The organism is Novosphingobium sp. SG754 (genome assembly GCF_013149315.1).
GTDB lineage: Bacteria > Pseudomonadota > Alphaproteobacteria > Sphingomonadales > Sphingomonadaceae > Novosphingobium > Novosphingobium capsulatum.
The window spans coordinates 514,557-531,870 of sequence record NZ_JABGCC010000002.1 but is presented as its reverse complement, the minus strand read 5'-3'; the positions used below and the strand labels follow the sequence as shown (position 1 = coordinate 531,870).

At 66.1% G+C, this 17,314-nt stretch carries 14 protein-coding genes and 1 tRNA gene; 11 read left to right on the top strand and 4 right to left on the bottom strand.

Translation table 11 applies throughout. The annotated features are described in order from the left end of the window. Window positions 1–10: 10 nt before the first annotated feature. Window positions 11–532, bottom strand: a complete 522-nt coding sequence (locus tag FHW97_RS06925) for a phosphoribosyltransferase (protein WP_168351044.1) — start codon at window positions 530–532, stop codon at window positions 11–13. Between the two features lie 93 nt (window positions 533–625). Continuing rightward, a complete protein-coding gene (locus FHW97_RS06920; RefSeq protein ID WP_022676735.1) occupies window positions 626–1,543 on the bottom strand; it encodes a LysR family transcriptional regulator in 918 nt (305 codons plus the stop codon). A 167-nt stretch (window positions 1,544–1,710) separates the two neighbouring features. Here FHW97_RS06920 and FHW97_RS06915 point away from each other — a divergent pair, with 167 nt between their 5' ends. The 6 genes from FHW97_RS06915 (at window position 1,711) to FHW97_RS06890 (ending at window position 10,943) form a co-directional block, all read left to right on the top strand. Continuing rightward, window positions 1,711–2,832 (top strand): purine nucleoside permease, encoded by a 1,122-nt coding sequence (locus FHW97_RS06915; protein WP_370525323.1) that lies wholly within the window; start codon window positions 1,711–1,713, stop codon window positions 2,830–2,832. Further along, complete coding sequence (locus tag FHW97_RS06910) at window positions 2,816–4,420, top strand: adenosine deaminase (RefSeq protein ID WP_216647674.1); 1,605 nt, start codon at window positions 2,816–2,818, stop codon at window positions 4,418–4,420. The genes FHW97_RS06915 and FHW97_RS06910 overlap by 17 nt, the downstream gene beginning before the upstream one ends. A 96-nt stretch (window positions 4,421–4,516) precedes the next feature. Continuing rightward, a complete protein-coding gene (locus tag FHW97_RS06905) occupies window positions 4,517–6,985 on the top strand; it encodes a TonB-dependent siderophore receptor (protein ID WP_107716181.1) in 2,469 nt (822 codons plus the stop codon). 56 nt (window positions 6,986–7,041) lie between these two features. Next, entirely contained in the window at window positions 7,042–8,181 is a 1,140-nt protein-coding gene (locus FHW97_RS06900; RefSeq protein ID WP_253941631.1) for a purine nucleoside permease, read from the top strand. Beyond that, entirely contained in the window at window positions 8,178–9,545 is a 1,368-nt protein-coding gene (locus tag FHW97_RS06895; RefSeq protein WP_370525324.1) for an 8-oxoguanine deaminase, read from the top strand. The genes FHW97_RS06900 and FHW97_RS06895 overlap by 4 nt, the downstream gene beginning before the upstream one ends. Before the next feature lie 15 nt (window positions 9,546–9,560). Next, the gene (locus FHW97_RS06890) at window positions 9,561–10,943 is read left to right on the top strand and encodes a uracil-xanthine permease family protein (RefSeq protein WP_253941630.1); all 1,383 of its coding nucleotides are present in this window, start codon (window positions 9,561–9,563) and stop codon (window positions 10,941–10,943) included. Between the two features lie 680 nt (window positions 10,944–11,623). Here FHW97_RS06890 and FHW97_RS06885 read toward each other — a convergent pair. Beyond that, window positions 11,624–11,899: a hypothetical protein gene (locus FHW97_RS06885; protein ID WP_171798464.1), complete on the bottom strand. Its 276-nt coding sequence runs from the start codon at window positions 11,897–11,899 to the stop codon at window positions 11,624–11,626. 14 nt (window positions 11,900–11,913) lie between these two features. Next, window positions 11,914–12,003 (bottom strand) — tRNA-Ser (locus tag FHW97_RS06880). Between the two features lie 417 nt (window positions 12,004–12,420). On the opposite strand from FHW97_RS06880, the gene FHW97_RS06875 reads away from it, so the two are divergent. From FHW97_RS06875 to FHW97_RS06855, 5 genes are all read left to right on the top strand, one after another. Beyond that, window positions 12,421–13,437: a lytic transglycosylase domain-containing protein gene (locus FHW97_RS06875; protein ID WP_171798615.1), complete on the top strand. Its 1,017-nt coding sequence runs from the start codon at window positions 12,421–12,423 to the stop codon at window positions 13,435–13,437. Beyond that, window positions 13,421–14,470 (top strand): SPOR domain-containing protein, encoded by a 1,050-nt coding sequence (locus FHW97_RS22265; protein ID WP_305082207.1) that lies wholly within the window; start codon window positions 13,421–13,423, stop codon window positions 14,468–14,470. Before FHW97_RS06875 ends, FHW97_RS22265 begins: the two co-directional genes overlap by 17 nt. A gap of 108 nt (window positions 14,471–14,578) precedes the next feature. Continuing rightward, window positions 14,579–15,694, top strand: coding sequence for a D-alanyl-D-alanine carboxypeptidase family protein (locus FHW97_RS06865; protein ID WP_171798463.1), 1,116 nt, complete (start codon window positions 14,579–14,581; stop codon window positions 15,692–15,694). Continuing rightward, the gene (tmk, locus tag FHW97_RS06860) at window positions 15,691–16,341 is read left to right on the top strand and encodes a dTMP kinase (protein WP_022678461.1); all 651 of its coding nucleotides are present in this window, start codon (window positions 15,691–15,693) and stop codon (window positions 16,339–16,341) included. The genes FHW97_RS06865 and tmk overlap by 4 nt, the downstream gene beginning before the upstream one ends. Then, complete coding sequence (locus FHW97_RS06855) at window positions 16,320–17,300, top strand: DNA polymerase III subunit delta' (RefSeq protein ID WP_171798462.1); 981 nt, start codon at window positions 16,320–16,322, stop codon at window positions 17,298–17,300. Before tmk ends, FHW97_RS06855 begins: the two co-directional genes overlap by 22 nt. Window positions 17,301–17,314: the final 14 nt, after the last annotated feature.

Sequence of the window (17,314 nt, the reverse complement as noted above, 5' to 3'; positions counted from 1 at the left end):
GCGGCCGAGGTCAGGCCAGGCGCTCGGGCACTTCGTTGGCCTGGCCGGTGAGGGTTTCGGTGGTCGCGACCGCTTCCCACGGGAACACGAACCAGCGCTTGTCGGTGGTGCGATCGATCGTCTGCACCGCATAGTCGACCGTTTCCTGCGACACCGCGTTGTTGATCATCACGGCAAAACGCAGATTGTCTTCCACCGTGTCGTGCGCGCGCAGCAGGCGGCGGACCTGGGCAATGGTCCGGCCGGAATCGTTGATGTCATCGATGATCAGGATGCGCTGGCCGGCCTTGGTCATCGTGGCGAGCTTGACCAGCAATTCGTCGGCAAAGCCGGGAACCTTGGCGGACTGGTCGATCGACAGCATCGGTACGTTGAGAATCTGGCTCATGTAAACCGCCGGTACCAGGCCGCCGCGGCCGATGCCGACGACGAAATCCGGCTTCCAGTCACCCGTGCCCACGGTTTGCGACAGCGTGCGCACGATCGCCAGGAAATCGTCATAGGCGATATAATCGAAAACCGGCTGGGTCATGGGGCATGTCCGCGTGGAAAGGGGAAGGTCTGGTGGCGGACGCCTGCCGATGCGGTGGCCCCCGATTCGAAGAAGCCGCCCTTACAGGCTTGCTCAACTCGGGTCCATATAGTCCAGCGCGGCAAAGCTGTTCTGGATTTCCTGCAGCACGACATCGGCGGCATAAGACGTCGCGCGCGACGTGGCGGTGCACAGCGCCAGCGTCATCGGCTTTAGCACCGGATCGGTGAGTGGCACGAACGCCAACTGGCCAGCGCGCACTTCGTTGGCGACGTCGAGCGAGGTCAACAGGCCGATGCCGACCCCTTCCAGCACCAGCGAGGTGATCATCTGGATATTGTCCGACGAAGACTTGCGATCCAGCGGCATCTTCGATGTTCCGGCCAGCACCTGGACCTGCTGGGCCACCGCGAGTGGCGGGGCGGGCAGGATCATCGGCATGCCGGCGCAGGCGGAAAACCGGGCGGAACCTTGCCGCGCAAACGGATGATCGGCCGGCACGACGAAACCCAGGCGAATGTTGGCATAGGCCAGCACGGTGAGATCGCGAAACGTCTGCGGATCAAAGCAGATGCCGAAATCCACCTCGCCACTAGCGATCGCCCCGCGAATGTGTTCGTTGGCCATGACCCGCACATCCACCGAAATGCCGGGATAGCGGTTCTGGATCGCGCGGAGGCGCGCGGGGATATAGCCCTTGGTCAGCGCGTCCATGATCGCCAGCGTCACATGCCCGCGCTTGAGCCCGCGCAGGTCCTCGATCTGGGCGCGCACTTCGCTCAGCCCCTTTTGCCAGCGGGCACCGGCCGCCATGACGATTTCACCCGCTGCCGTCAGGCGCAGGCCGGTGGGCAGGCGTTCGAACAGCGGCATGCCCAATTCCGCCTCGGCATTGAGGATCTGGCGGTCGATGGCCGAGGCCGAGACATTGAGCTCGTCGGCCGCCTTGCGGATCGAGCCGAGCCGGCCAACGGTCATGAAATAGCGCAGGAAGCGGGAAAACGCTGGCATCTAGGGCTCTCTAATTTTTGCAACGCTCTGTCAAATTCATTGTGATTGATTGCAACACACTATGTCCTTTAGCAAGTTCCAGACACAAAATATCATTCAGGGAACGTGTTTTGGGGCGTATCACGGCAAGACTCTCCGGCAGGCCGGCCGGGGGCGGGAAAAGGCTTGTGGCCAGAAGCCGTGCGGTCTGCGCGGCGCTGGCCCTGGGCCTTTTTGCCGCTGCGCCCACCGTGCGCGCCGCCGAGCCCGCACTGCCGGTCGTGCCGGCGGTGCAGCCGATCCCGGTCAAAGTCATGGTCATCGCCAATTTCGAGCCGGGCGCCGACACCGGCGATGCCCCCGGTGAGTTTCAGCTCTGGGCCGAGCGGGAGCATCTCGATGAGGTGATCCCGGTGCGTGGCGCGTTGCACCCGCTGCGCCGCAATGCGGCTGGCCTCTACGGCATGGTCTGGGGCGACGCGCATTCGCTGGTGGTGACGCCAGAGGTGCAGCTGATGGCCCTGCTGCTCGATCCGCGCTTTGATTTCACCCACACGTATTGGCTGTTTACCGGCATTTCCGGCGTCGATCCGCAGGTCGCCTCGGTCGGCAGCGCAGCCTGGGCGCGTTGGGTGGTGAGCGGCGACGCATTGCGCGAATTTGCCGAGAGCGAGGTGCCCAAAGGCTGGCCTTATGGCCTGTTCGCGATCGGCGCCAAGGCGCCCGGGCAATTGCCGCAGGCGGCAGACAGCTTTGCCGGGATGAGCGATACCGGTTCACTGGGCATGGCCGTGCCGCTCAACCATGGCTTGGCTGACTGGGCCTTTGCGCTGAGCAAGGACACACCGATCCCCGATACACCGGCGCTCAAGACGGCGCGCGCGCAATGGAAAGGCTTTCCCCAGGCGCAGCGTCCACCGTTCGTTCTGATGGGCGAAACGCTGGGCACGCTGCGCTATTGGCACGGCGCCGGGCGCACGCAGTGGGCGCGCGACTGGGTCAAGCTGTGGACCCACGGCCAAGGCCGCTTTGTGATGACCAACATGGAAAGCCAGTTGATGGCCGGCACCATGCTCGCCGCCAGCCAGGCTGGCCTGGTGGACATGAAGCGGGTGATGGTGCTGCGCAGCGCCAGCAACCCGTCGATGCCGCCGCCGGGCCATTCGCCGCTCGCCAGCGTGGGTGACGAAGGGCCGGGGCAGGTGGCGGCGTACGAGGCGAACTATCGCGTGGGCGCCGTGGTGGTGCACCGTCTGCTTGCCGACTGGGTCCGTTATCGTGACAGCGTGCCGGATGCGGCCCAGCCATGAGCGGCACACGGTGACCCACCGACGCGCCATGGTGTCGCTGGCCCTGGCCGGCATGGCATTGGCCCTGGGCAGCGCGGCGCCCGTCGCGGCGCGTTCGCCTGCTGGCAGTGCCACGCGCAGCGCGCAGGTTGCGGCGATCATGGCCAAGGCCGCGCGCGATCCGGGCGAATTGCGGCTGTTCCTGCACCGCATGCCCAAAGGCGGCGATCTGCACAATCACCTGTCAGGCGCGCTCTATGCCGAAGACATGATTGCCTGGGCGGGCACCAAGGGTCTGTGCCTGTCGGCCGACGGCAGCGGCTTTGCCGCGCCCCCCTGCGCGCCCGATGCCGATATCGCGACGCTGACCCGCACCGAGCCGGCGCGCTATGCCCGGCTGGTGGACAGCCTTTCCACGCGCGGCTGGCAGAACGGCGTGGGCGCCGCTGCCATCAGCGGGCACGACCAGTTCTTTGCCACGTTCGATCGCTTCACCCCTGCCTTGCTGGGGCAAGAGGCGGAGGCGATGATCGCCGCGCGGCGGCAGGCGGCGGGGGAGGGGCTGCTCTATCTGGAGCTGGATCACAACCCGCCAGGCCTGCTCGAAACCGCCTTGGCCGCGCCATTGCCGCCGCTAGACGTGGCCAGCCTTGCCGCGTTCCACACCGCCGAAGCGCCGCGCCTGCTGGCCCAGCTGCCCGCGCTGCGCGCCCAGATCGACGCCGAGGAAGCCGCTGCGCGCACCGGCATGCACTGTGCCACGCCGCAGGCCGAGCCTGGCTGCGGCGTGGCGGTGCACTATCTGGCCTGGGCGCTGCGCGACGTGGCGCCAGCCGCCGTGTTTCGCGCGCTGATCCTGGCGTTTGCCTTGGCCGAAGCCGATCCGCGCTTTGTCGGCGTCAATATCGTCCAGCCCGAAGACTGGCCGGTGGCGCGCGCCGATTATGATCTGCACATGGCGATGTTCCGCTTTCTGGCGCAGCGTCATCCGGGCGTCGCCATCTCTATGCACGCCGGCGAACTCGCCTTCGGCCAGGTGCCGCCGGCAGACATGCGCGATCATATCGCAAAGGCGGTGGCGGCCGGCGCCCGGCGCATCGGCCACGGCGTGGATATCGCGTTTGAAGACCAGGGCCGCGAGACGCTGGCGCAGATGGCGCGCCAGGGCGTGGCGGTGGAGATCAACCTCACCAGCAACGCCGTGATCCTGGGCGTGAAAGGGCCGGCGCATCCGCTCTCGCTCTATCGCCGCCACGGCGTGCCGGTGGTTCTTGCCACCGATGATCAGGGCGTGCTGCGCACCGACATCACCAACGAGTTCCAGCGCGGCGTGCAAGAGCAGGGCCTGGGCTATGGCGATCTCAAGGCCATTGCGCGCGCTTCGCTGGAATACAGCTTCGTGCGCGGCGCCAGCCTGTGGCGCGATCGCCATGTCGGGCAATGGGCCGCGCCGTGCAGTGGCACGGGGCAGGCTGCCTCGGCCACGCCGTGTCGCGCACTTCTGGCGGCCAGCGAGAAGGCGCGCCTGCAGATGGCGTTGGAACAGCGGCTCGACGCGTTTGAGGACGACGCCATCAAGGCCGCCGCAATGAATAATAAAAAGTCATAAAAACAAGATCATGCCCAGGGAGGGGCGTGAAGGCAGAAAAACAGCAACGGACGGCACGCCCACAGCGGCGTGGCCCGATCATGGGGGTTACGAAGAATGAGCACGTTTCAAGCACGGCTGCACAAGCCCAAGCCCGCGCGCCGCGCGATGGTCGCTCTCGCTCTGCTGGCGGGAACCGCGCTGGCCCGGCCGGCCCTGGCCGACCAGGCCGCACCGGCACCCGAAGCCGGCGATGAAAAGCCCGAAATCGTCGTGTCCGGCTCGCTCGGCGCGCTGCCGCTGAAGGATGTCGGCTCGGTTTTCGGGTTCGACAAGACGCTGGCCGAAACGCCGCGCGCGGCATCGTCGGTCAGCTCGGAACAGCTCGAACGCTTTGGCATCACGCAGATCTATGACCTGGTCAGCCAGGTGCCCGGCACGTTTACCAGCTCGTTCTTCGGCACCGGCGGCGCGCTCGATATTCGCGGCACGCCCGGCGAAGTCTATTTCCGCGGCATGCTGCGCCTGGAAAATCCCGGCAACTATCCCACCCCGATTGCCGCCGCCGATCGCATCGACATCGTGCGCGGCCCGGCCTCGCCGATCTATGGCCCGTCCAAGACCGGCGGCTACATGAACTTCGTGCCCAAGACGGCGCGCGCCGCCAATGGCACCTATGCGCCCGATCCGCATGGCTTCATTGCCTATGACACCGGCAGCTGGGCCCGCAGCGTGCTCAAGGGCAGCATCACTGGACCGGGCCGGATCGGCGATCACCAGTTCGGCTACAGCCTCTATGCCGAATCCGAGGATTCGGGCAGCTATTACCGCAACATCCACCCGCGCAACCTGGTGCTCTCGGCCGCGTTCGACACCGACATCACCAGCAACCTGCGCACCGAATTCGGCGGCATGTATCAAAAGTTCCGCGGCCAGCAGAACGGCGGCTGGAACCGCCTGTCGCAAGACTTGATCGACAATGGCAATTACGTCACCGGTAACGCGGCCAACAACCTCGACACCAATGGCGATGGCCAGATTTCCCGCGCCGAAGCCCGGGCGGCCAACGGCGGCAAGGGCCTGAGCATCTTTGGTTCGTTTGGCTGCGGCGGCGGCATCGGCGCTTCGGGCTGGACCGACGCCTGCCTCAAGGCCAACTATCCCGATCTGGCGCTGGTCAACCCAGGCACCACCAAGCTGAGCAAGCGCGACACGCTGACTGGCCCCAACGACAAGCTCAACAACGATCAGAAGACGTTCTACTTCGACCTGATCTGGACCGGGCCGGGCAAGCTGGAGATCAAGAACCAGGTCTTCTACGACGGCACCAAGAACCTCAACGAGAACTACTACGGCTTCTCGCAAAAGATCGATTCCTACGTTCTGGAAGACAAGGTGGTGATCAGCGACAGCTTCACCACGTCTGCCGGCAAATTTTCGATCCAGGCAGCCCCCTCGCTGCGCTACACCAAGTTCAACTTTGCCGATGACTTTGGCGTCGAACTGTGGAACCGTCCCGATATCACCACAGGCTATACTGCGGCATCCACCCGCCAGCTTTCCACTGACTGCGATTGCAACTATTCCGACTATCTCAAGGGCCACTATCTCGACGTTGGTTTGGCCGGGCTGGTCGATGCCGATTTCGATTTCGGCCTCGACGTGATTGCCGGCCTGCGCTGGGACCATGTCCACGCCACGTCCACCGCGCTGCTTACCAAGTATGATCCGGCCGATTACCCCAGCGTGGCCCAAGCCACCGGCAACAACAGCGGCCTGTCGTGGAACGCCAGCGTTTCCTACAAGACGCCGATCGGCATCATTCCCTATGTCACCGCGTCGCGCCAATCGACGGTGGTGGCCGGTGAAGGCGCTGAAATCCAGCCGACCGCGATTGCTGGGGGCACGTTCCTGTCGGCCTCGCGCCTCTATGAAGCCGGCATCAAGGGTGAGTTCCTCGACAAGCGGCTCTATGCGGCGCTGTCGGTCTACAAGCAGGAGCGCACCGACGTCGTTTCCGACAGCCCGCTGACCAACCAGTCGATCCGCACCAAGGGCGTGGAAGCGGAACTGCGCTGGGCGATCGACAAGCACGCGCTGGTCACCGCGAACTACACCTATATCGACGTGGTGAATATCTCGGCGCTCACCAGCGGCGGCTATTTCAACTACTTCGGCATCGGTGACATGGTGAACGTCAAGGATCCGTCGCTCTATCTCGGCGGCAGCCAGATCGGTTACCTGTTCCCCTCGACCAACGCCCAGGCGCGGCGTCCCGGCATTCCGCACAACGTGGTGTCGGCCACCGGCACCTATGCCTTTGACAACGGCATCGCGATCAACGCCGATGTCAGCCACGTGGACTCGGTCTTCTCCAGCTATAGCCAGACGGTGCGCCTGCCGGCCTATTGGCTGGTCAATGCCGGTGCTTCGTTCACCACGGGCCACTGGATGTTCCGTGCCGTGGTCAAGAACCTCAACAACGCGCGCTATTTCCGGGCCGGTGGCCAGGATCTGTTCGGGGCCGATATCGCCCTGCCGCAGGTGCCGCGCAATTTCCAAGCGACCATTCAGTACAAGTTCTGATCCTCAGTACAGGGCGGCGATATTTTGCCGCCCTGTCAATTGCCTATCGGATATTCATGATGTTGCAGATGAAGGGCCTGCGCCACGCGGCCATCGCCTTGGCGCTCGCTGGCATGGCCACTGGCGCCCGTGCCGCCACCACTCCGGCCGTTCCGCCTGCGGTGGCCAAAGCCTTGCGATGTGCGCCGGGCGCAGCCTGCGCGGCCAAGATTCCAGTCAAAGTGGTGATCGTCACCATGTTCGAAGTGGGGCAGGACACGGGTGACGCGCCGGGCGAATTCCAGTTCTGGCGCGAGCGGCGCAAGCTGGACGTGCGCATTCCGTTCCCGCAGTCGCACCATGATCTCTATTACAATCCCGACAGCCAGATACTGGGCATTGTGACGGGCATGGGCTCGATCCGCTCGGCCACGGCCACGCTGGCACTGGGGCTCGACCAGCGGTTCGACCTGTCGCACGCCTATTGGCTGGTCGCCGGCATTGCCGGGGTCGATCCGCACCAGGCGACGATCGGCTCGGCCGTGTGGGCGCATTATCTGGTCGATGGCGATCTGGCGCACGAAATCGATGCCCGCGAAATCCCCGCCGATTGGAAAAGCGGCTATTTCGCGCTGCATTCCAATGGGCCCAATGACACAGTACGCGACAAGCGCCCGCAGCAAGCGGACGAGGGCGAGATGTTTGCACTCAACCCCGCGCTGGCCGATTGGGCCTATGGCCTGACCAAGGACATCGCGCTGCCCGACAGCGCGCAACTGGCCGCCGCGCGCGCGCCGTTCACCGGCATGGCCCCGGCGCAGTCTCCGCCGCGCGTGATGACCGGCGACAATCTTGCCGCGATGACCTTTTGGCACGGCGGCTTGATGACGCAGTGGGCGCACGATTGGGTGGATTTCTGGACCGGCGGCAAGGGCGTGTTCGTCACCTCTGCCATGGAAGAAACCGGCGCGTTCCAATCGATCGACTATCTTGCGCGGATCGGCCGGGCCGATCGCAACCGGGTGATGGTGCTGCGCGGCGCGTCCAACTTCACCATGCCGCCGCCCGGTGTGGCGCCGGCCGACTATCTGCTCAAGGAAAACAACAACTATTCCGGCATGCGCGCCTCGCTCGAAGCGCTCTATACCGTCGGATCGAAAGTGGTGGACACGCTGCTGGCGGATTGGCCGCGGTATGCCAAGGCGCCGCCCAAGTGAGCAGCGGCGGCCTGCATAGCGGGGCGATCATCCATGCCGATGTGCTGGCAACGATGGACGATGCCGGCACCGAGATTGCCGATGGCGCGCTGATCTGGCGCGACGGCGCTATCGTGGCCTGCGGCCCGACCGCCGATCTGGCGCCGCAACTCGCCGGGATCGAGGCAATCGACGCGCGTGGCTGCGTCGTCACGCCTGGCCTGGTCAACACGCACCACCACCTCTACCAGTCTCTCACCCGCGCGGTGCCGGGCTGCCAGGATGCCTCGCTGTTCGGCTGGCTCAAGACGCTGTACCCGATCTGGGCGCGCTATACGCCCGATGATGTCTTTGCCGCCACGCGGCTGGGCCTGGCCGAACTGGCGCTATCAGGCTGCACCCTGTCTTCGGATCACCTCTATCTCTTTCCCAACGGCGTGCGCCTGGAAGACACGATCGCCGCGGCGCAGACCATCGGCATCCGCTTTCACCCCACGCGCGGGGCGATGAGCGTAGGCGAAAGCCTGGGCGGCCTGCCGCCAGACAGCCTGGTCGAGGCCGAGCCGGCCATCCTCGATGACATGATCCGCGTGATCGATGGGTTTCACGATGCCGGCGAGGGCGCCATGGTCCGCGTCGGCGTAGCGCCGTGCTCGCCCTTTTCGGTAAGCCGCGAACTGATGCGCGATGCCGCGATCCTGGCGCGCGACAAGGGCGTGATGATGCACACCCACCTGGCCGAAGACGCCGACGACGTGCGCTATAGCCTTGAGAAATTCGGCTGCCGACCGGGTGACTATGCCGAAAGCCTGGGCTGGACCGGGCCGGATGTGTGGCATGCCCATTGCGTGCAGCTCGATCCCGGCGAAATCGCCCTTTTCGCCCGCACCCGCACCGGCGTGGCGCATTGCCCCTGTTCGAACTGCCGCCTGGGATCGGGCATCGCGCCGGTCCGCGCCATGCTCGATGCCGGTGTGCCGCTAGGCCTGGGCGTCGATGGTTCCGCCTCGAGCGACAGCGGGCATCTTTTGGCCGAGGCGCGCCAGGCCATGCTGCTGCAACGCGTGGCCGGCGGGGCCGGTGCGCTTTCCGCGCGCGAGGCCCTGCGCATGGCGACGCGGGGCGGCGCCGAGATTCTCGGCCGGCCCGATTGCGGCCAGTTGCAACCGGGCAAGCGCGCCGACCTGGCCATCTGGCCCGTGGCGCAGATCGCCTCAACCGGTAGCTGGGATGCGCTGGCCGCGCTGGTCTTTGCCCCGCCAGCAGGGCCGCGCGATGTCTTTGTCGAAGGGCGCGGCGTGGTGCGCGGCGGCGAACTGGTGATGTCATCGCAGGCAGCGGTCGTCGCTGGCGCGCAAGCCGCGCTCGCTCGGCTGATGGCATAGGAGCAGGCAATGGGCATGACGGAGGCAGCCATGGCAACAGCAGCGATACCCGAAAGCGCCGCGCCCCCATCCGGGCCGACCGAGGCGCAGCGGCGCGACCCGGCCTATGTGCCGCCGCTGCCCGTGGCGGTGGCGCTGGGCGTGCAGCACGTGCTGGCGATGTTCGTGTCGAACATCACGCCGCCGATCATCGTGGCCGGGGCGGCCGGGTTCGGCTTCGGTTCGGCCGATCCTTCGGCGCTGATCTACATGATCCAGGCGGCCATGCTATTTGCCGGGGTCGCCACGCTGTTGCAGACCGTGGGGCTTGGCCCGATCGGCGCGCGCCTGCCGCTGGTGCAGGGCACCAGCTTTGCCTTCATTTCGGTGATGATCCCGATCGTGGCCGGCAAGGGCGTGGAGGGCATGGCCGCCCTCACCACCGCCGCCTTTCTTGCCGGACTGCTCCATGCCGGGCTCAGCCGCCTGGTCGGCCCGATCCGCTTTGCCCTGCCGCCACTGGTTACCGGGCTGGTCGTGCTGATGATCGGGCTCTCGCTGGTGCGCGTCGGCGTCGAATATGCTGCAGGAGGGGTAACGCTGCGCGGGCTGCCCGCCTATGGCGCGGCGTCGAGCTGGCTGCTGGCGGGCGTTGTCGTGTTCGCCACGCTTGGCCTCAAGTTCTTCGGGCGCGGGGTGTTTTCAACCGCAGCCGTGCTGCTTGGCCTGCTCGCTGGCTATGGCGTGGCGCTGGCCATGGGCCGCGTGGACTTTGCCCCGGTGGCGCAGGCGCACTGGCTGATGCTGCCGCGTTTCCTGGCCTTTGGCTGGGAACTGTCGCCCTCGGCGATCCTGGGTTTCTGCCTGATCGGCTTCGTCTCGTCGATCGAATCAATCGGCGATGTCGAGGCGATCTGCGAAAACGGGGCAGGGCGGCGCGCCACCGATCAGGAAGTGATGGGCGCGGTGGCCGCCGATGGCGTGGGCACCGCTTTGTCGGCCCTGTTTGGCGCCATGCCCAATACCACGTTCAGCCAGAACGTGGGCCTGATCGCCATGTCGGGCCTGATGAGCCGCTTCGTGGTGACACTGGGCGCATTGTTTCTGATCCTGTGCGGCCTGCTGCCCAAGATCGGCGCGGTGATCACCACTGTCCCGATCGAAGTGCTGGGCGGCGGGGTGATCGTGATGTTCGGCATGGTCGCGTCCTCCGCGCTCGCCATGCTCTCCAGCGTCGCATGGAACCAGCGCAACATGCTGGTAGCCGGCACCGCGCTCTCGGTCGCGCTCGGGCTCCAGCTTGAGCCTGAGGCGCTGGGCCACCTGCCGGAAACCGCCCGGATACTGCTGTCATCGGGCGTCATGCCGGTGGCGGTGATCGCGCTGGTGCTCAACCTGGTGCTGCCCAAAGAGGTTTGACCGCGCGCATTTTTGCAACAGCGCGTCAGAATCATTGCGTTTGATCGAACAGCGCCCCGCCGCCATCATGGCGTCATCGCGTTGAAACGACAAGGTAATGCTGCCCATGGCCACGGCCACGCTCGCCCCTCTGGAACCGGCCCTGCCGCATGATTGCAGCAAGGCATTGCGCGCACTTGCGAACGGCACCCGCAGATTGCCGCGCCAGAGGCGGTAGCACCCGTTGAATCATCGACAGACGTGATTGGCGAGGTTCAGGACTGGCGCGCGAAGCTCGGTCTGAGCTGACCACATGAGTCTTCGGGCACTCTAGCGCCGCGTGAAGCGGATCGAGGAAGCTAGGAAGCCGCGACCGTCGATCTTCACCATCTGGCTCGGTTCGTTCGATGCTTGTTGAGCAGGAGGTTCTACCGGGCATCGAGAGTGGCGCGCTGCACGCCGAGGACATAGTTGTGGTCGTCGCGTGCCTCCGGCGCTGGGAAGCGGATGGGGCATGGGGCAAGCACACGGGCGCTGACGGCGAGCGCGGGCAGCAGCAAGGGTTGCGCAGGTTATTCGTCACCCGCGCCGGAGAATAGCGGCGCGTTCCCCGTCAATCGAACATCCGCAGCAGCGGGGGCAGGCGACATTCCTTCCGCCCTAAAGTAGCAGAACCCTGCGCCCTCGCGCGTGGGGTGTTGCTACTTTAGCTTCAGAAGATTGCCGAGCAGACCGCCCCAAAATTGCTTCGACCAGTAGCTTTCGCTCGTGGATTGTCGGGTAACGAAATATCCAACTGAAGGGGTGTGCCCAGAGCCAGCGTTTACCGGGAAATGAACGATCGATTCGACCTTGCAGAGAAATCGCGCTTCTCCCTCCTGAACGACGAACGCATCTCCTTCCCTCAACGGGTAGGCGAACTCACATTCGACGGCGGCGCCCTCGGTGCCCTTCCAGTGAATCTGAGCTTTCAGCATAGTGGTCCTCTATTTGGCGGAAGCGGTGGGATTCGAACCCACGAACGAGTTACCCCGTCGCTAGTTTTCAAGACTAGTGCCTTCAACCACTCGGCCACGCTTCCATACCGTTTAGGGGCTTGCAGCTTACGACATGCTTATGGGCAAAAACGCCCGGCGTATCGGACTAACGCTAACCCCTTGTAACAAAACTCTTATTTACAAACCTAGGTCGCAAGCTCCGGTAAGCTTTCAAGACCGCTGCAATCGACCACTCTGCCACCCTTCCGGCGCGCCGCCGATAGCGGTTGTCATGCGATGCGCAAAGAGGTTTTGCACGGCCATCACCGCAAAATGCGCAAATAGGGCGATTTTCGGCAGGCTTGGCGCCTCACCTGGGCGCGGGGGTGTTCCATTGTCGGGCAAGGCATGCAAGACAGCCTGCAATGATGGCCCAACCGATCCGTTTCGTTTCAACCGTTAATTCTTCGCGCCTTGCAGCGGCCGCCGCTGGGGGACGCCGGGCCTGGCGCCGCCTGGCCATGGGTGCGGCGCTGGCACTGGCCGCGCTGGCTGGGCCGGCCGTGGCGCAAGATAGCGAAGAAGCGGGGTTTCAAGGCTACCTGCAACTCCTGGCCGCCAAGGCGCGCGGCGCTGGGGTGCGCGAGCAGACCATTGCCAGCGTGCTGCCTGGGCTCACGTTCAACCCGCGGGTGATCGCATTCGATCGCAGCCAGCCCGGCGGCGCGCAGTCGGGCGGGGGCACGCCCTCGTTCGAGCCCTATCGCCGGCGCCATGTGGATTCGGTGCGCATTGCCAAGGGGCGGCGCATCTATGCCGAATCGATGCAGCAGATCGAGACCGTCAGCCGCCGCTATGGCGTGCCCGGCCCGGTGATCCTGGCGATCTGGGGGCATGAGAGCAATTTCGGCAGCTATACCGGCGATTTCGATCTGCCGCGCTCGCTCGCCTCGCTCGCCTTTGAAGGACGCCGGCGCGAGCTTTTCGCTGACGAGTTCGTCGCCGTACTCAAGATGATCGATCGCGGCGTTCCCCGGCAAAAGCTGGTCGGCAGCTGGGCCGGCGCCTTTGGCAATCCGCAGTTCCTGCCCAGTGTCTATCTGCGCGTGGCCCAGGATGCCGATGGCGATGGCCTGCCTGATATCTGGGCGAGCCGCGCCGATACCATCGCCTCGATCGCCAACTATTTCCGCGATGCCGGCTGGCGCCCGGGCGAACCCTGGGGCTTTGCCGTGACGGCGCCGGCCGGGCTCGATCGCAGCCGCCTGGGCACCGCGCTGGCCAGCCCGCGCTGCCCGCTGGTGTTCGCCCGGCACAGCCGCTGGCGCACCCTGCGTGAATGGCGCGCCATGGGCATCATGCCCCAGGCCGGCGTCTGGCCTGCGGGCGATGATACGCTCGCCACCTTTTTCGAGCCGGACGGACCAGGGCGCACCGCCTATTTGCTAACCGGAAATTATCGGGTCATCCTCGATTACAACTGCTCGAACTTTTACGCCCTGTCCGTGGGATTGCTCGCCGATGAAATCAGCCGCTGATCGCCTTCGCCTGACCGCCGCCGCCCTGGCCATTCCCCTGATGCTGGGCTGCGGCACAGCGCACATGGCCCTGGCCCAAGCGGTCAGCGGCCCGGCGGCCGATTACCCCATGGTGCTGGGCGCGCCGTTCGCGGTTGGCGGGGTGACCTATACTCCCGCCGACACGATGAACTATGATGCGGTTGGCTATGCCGTGTCCGATGCCGAAGGCGGTGGCGGGATCAGCGGCGCGCATCGCACGCTGCCTTTGCCGAGCTATGTCGAAGTGACCTCGCTCGATAGCGGGCGCACGATCCTGGTGCGGCTCGAACGGCGCGGCCCGATGGAAGGCGATGGGCTGGTGGCGCTTTCGCCCGGCGCCATCGCGCAGCTCGGGCTGAGCGGCCCGCATTCGCCGGTGCGCGTGCGCCGGGTCAACCCGCCAGAGGCCGAGCGCGCGCTGCTCCGCAATGGGCAACAGGCGCCGGCCCGCATGGATACGCCGCCCGGCCTGCTCACCGCGCTCAAGCGCAAGCTGGGCATTCTCCCGCCCGCTGAGCCCAAGCCCGAACTGCTCGCCGCCGCCCTGGCCGGAAAGCAGCCGCCAGCGCCCGTGCCGGCACCAACGCCGCCAGCCCCGGCGCCCAAGCCGGTCGTGCGCAACACCACGCCCATGCCCGCGCCGCGCCCGCCAGCGCCGTCAGCCCCCTCGGCGGCGCCAAAGGCCGTTGCCGCAAAGGCGCCGGCGCCCAAGCCCGTCACGCCTCGGCCCGAACCCAAGGCGCCGGCAAAGGCAGAGCCAAAGCCGGCGCCCAAGGCCGAGCATCAGGCCACCGCATCAGCCCATTCGACGGCCTATGTCGTCCAGGTGGGCGCGTTCTCCACGCGTGCCAATGCTGACAAGGCCGCGCGCGAAGTGGGGGGCACAGTGGCACCGGCCGGCAAATTCTTCCGCGTGCGCATTGCGGCTGGCTCACAAGACGATGCCAAGGCGGCTCTGGGCAAGGCGAAGCGGGCGGGCTATGCCGATGCCCAGATCCAGCGCGCGCCATAAGGCAGGCGGGCTGGTCCCATCGTGAATTCGGGGTTTTGCTTGCGCCGTCTGCTTTCCGTTGCCGTTGCCCTGGCCGCTGTGGCCACCGTTGCCGTGCCTGCCCAGGGCATGAAATCTCCGCACGTGCAGGTGTCGGCCGATCCGGCTCATCCGCCCGAAGTGGTGGCGCCGATCGCCCTGCTGATTGACGTCAATTCCGGGCGGGTGCTGTTCGAGAGGCAATCCCACCGCCGCTTCGTGCCGGCTTCGCTGACCAAGATCATGACCAGCTATGTCGCGTTCGAACTGGCCGCGCAGGGCAAGCTCAAGCTCGATGCGAGCTTTGCCATGGGGCCTGAAACGTTCCACCAGTGGCATGGCGTCGGCAGCACGATGTTCCTGGAAAACAACAGCCAGACCCGCGTGGCCGATCTGCTTGAAGGGATCGTGACCGTCTCGGCCAACGATGCCTGCGTCGTGCTGGCAGAGGGCGTTTCGGGCAATGTGCCCGGCTTTACCGCGCTGATGAACGCGCAGGCCCGCGCGCTGGGCATGCGTGACACGCACTACAACACGCCCAATGGCTGGATGGACGAGGGCCGCACCTATGTTTCGGCGGCAGACCTCGCCACGCTGAGCACGGCGCTGATCACCCGCCACCCCGATTTCTATCGCCGGTTCTATGGCCACGAAACGATGATCTGGAACGGGATCGAGCAGCGCAACCACAACCCGCTCTATGGCGTGGTGAACGGCGCCGATGGCGTGAAGACCGGCTTTACCAACGAGGCCGGCTATGGCCTGGTCGGATCGGCACAGCGCAACGGCCGCCGCCTGATGATGGTGGTGGGCGGCTATGACCGGCCGCAGGACCGCGCCCGCGACGGCGCCGCGCTGATTGAATGGGGCTTTGCCGCGTTCGATGAAAAGCCGCTGTTCGCTGCTGGTGACCATGTTGGCAGCGCACGGGTGCAGGGCGGCACGATTTCGAGCGTCGGCCTGGTGGCGCCGCGTCCGCTGGCGATGCTCGTCGGCCACGGCCAGACGGTGCGCCCGACGTTGTCGATCCGTTACAAGGGGCCGCTGCGCGCGCCGATTGCCAAGGGCCAGGAAGTGGCCACGCTGGTGGTTCACGCGCCCGGCCAGCCCGACGCACGCCTGCCCTTGGCGGCGGCAGAGGCGGTGGCCAAGGGTGGGCTGTTCGATCGCCTGCGCAACGGCTTTGCCGCGATGGCCGGGCAATGAGCGGCACTGGTCCCACCGGCCGTTTCGTGGTGTTCGAGGGCGGCGAGGGCGCCGGCAAATCGACCCAGGCGCGCCTTCTGGTCCAGGCCCTGGCCGCGCGCGGGATCGGCGCGGTGCTTACCCGCGAACCGGGCGGGACACGTGGGGCCGAGGCTATCCGCGACCTGCTGTTGAGCACGCAGGGCGAAGGCTGGGGCGCACGGGCCGAAGCACTGCTGTTTGCGGCCGCGCGGGCCGACCATGTCGAGCGGTTGATCCGCCCGGCGTTGGCGCGCGGCGACTGGGTGATCTGCGACCGCTTCATCGATAGCAGCCGCGCCTATCAGGGCGGCGGCAACGGGCTGTCCGATGCCGATGTCATGGCACTGCACGCCATTGGCAGCGAAGCGCTGCTGCCAGATTGCACTATCCTGTTGGAACTACCCGCCGAAGAGGCCGCCGCCCGCTGCGCACTGCGTGACCAGGGCCAGGCAGACCGGATCGGCGGGCGCGATGCCGCCTATCATGCGCGCGTTGCCGCCGCATTCGATGGCTTCGCCGCTGCCGAGCCAGGGCGCTTTGCCCGCGTTTCCGCGCTAGGCACCCCCGAAGCAGTCGGCGCACGCATTCTTGACGCGCTGGCGCCATGGATGCCGCCAGCATGCTGATCGGCCACGAACACCCCTGGGAAACCTGGAACGCAGCCATGGCCGGGCAGCGCATGCACCACGGCTGGCTGCTGGCTGGTCGTGAAGGGCTGGGCAAGGCCAGCTTTGCGCTCGAAGCTGCAGCCAAGCTGGTGGCCGAGCCGGGCGTGCCGCAGCCACCGGCGTTGCATCACCCCGATATCCTGGTGCTCGAGCCGCTCCCCGCCAACGATGATGAAGCGAAGAAGCGTGACGACGGGCGTCCCTATGCCCGCAAGCGCAATATCAACGTCGATCAAATCCGTACGATGCTCCATCGCCTGCACACCCGGCCGACACTGGGCGCGCGCCGCGCGGTGATCGTGGACGCGGCCGATCATCTGGAAAAAGGCGCGGTCAACGCGCTCCTCAAGGGGCTGGAAGAGCCGCCCCAGGGCACGTTCTTCCTGCTCGTGGTGCATCAGCTTGGCCGCCTGCTGCCCACGGTGCGCTCGCGCTGCCAGGTGCTGCGCTTCCGCCCGCTCGATCTCAAGGAAATGAACGAAGCCGTTTCATTATCCGCGCCCGAACTCGATGGCGAAACGCGCGCTGCCGCCATTGCCGTGGCGCATGGCTCGCCTGGCGCGGCGCTGACCTTTGCGACGCAGGATCTTGGCCGCCCGCTGGCGCTGCTCCGCCAGATCCTGCGCACCGGCGATCCCGACCTGGGCCTGCGCGGCGAACTGGGCAGCGCCTTGGGCGCCCGGCCCGATCGCGAGCGATTGCTGGCAACGATCGAGGCGGCGCGCACCGTTCTGGCCGAAGAAGTGACGCAGGCCGGCGCCGACAACCGTCTGGCAATCATTGCGGCGCACCAGCATCTGGTCGACCTGGCACGCGAGGTGCCAACGCACAACTTTGATCCGGCATTGCTGGTTATGGAAATCGGCGGGTTGCTGGCGCGGGCTGCGCGCACTAGAGCGGGGGCAACATCCCGCTGAAGGAAGCGACTGTC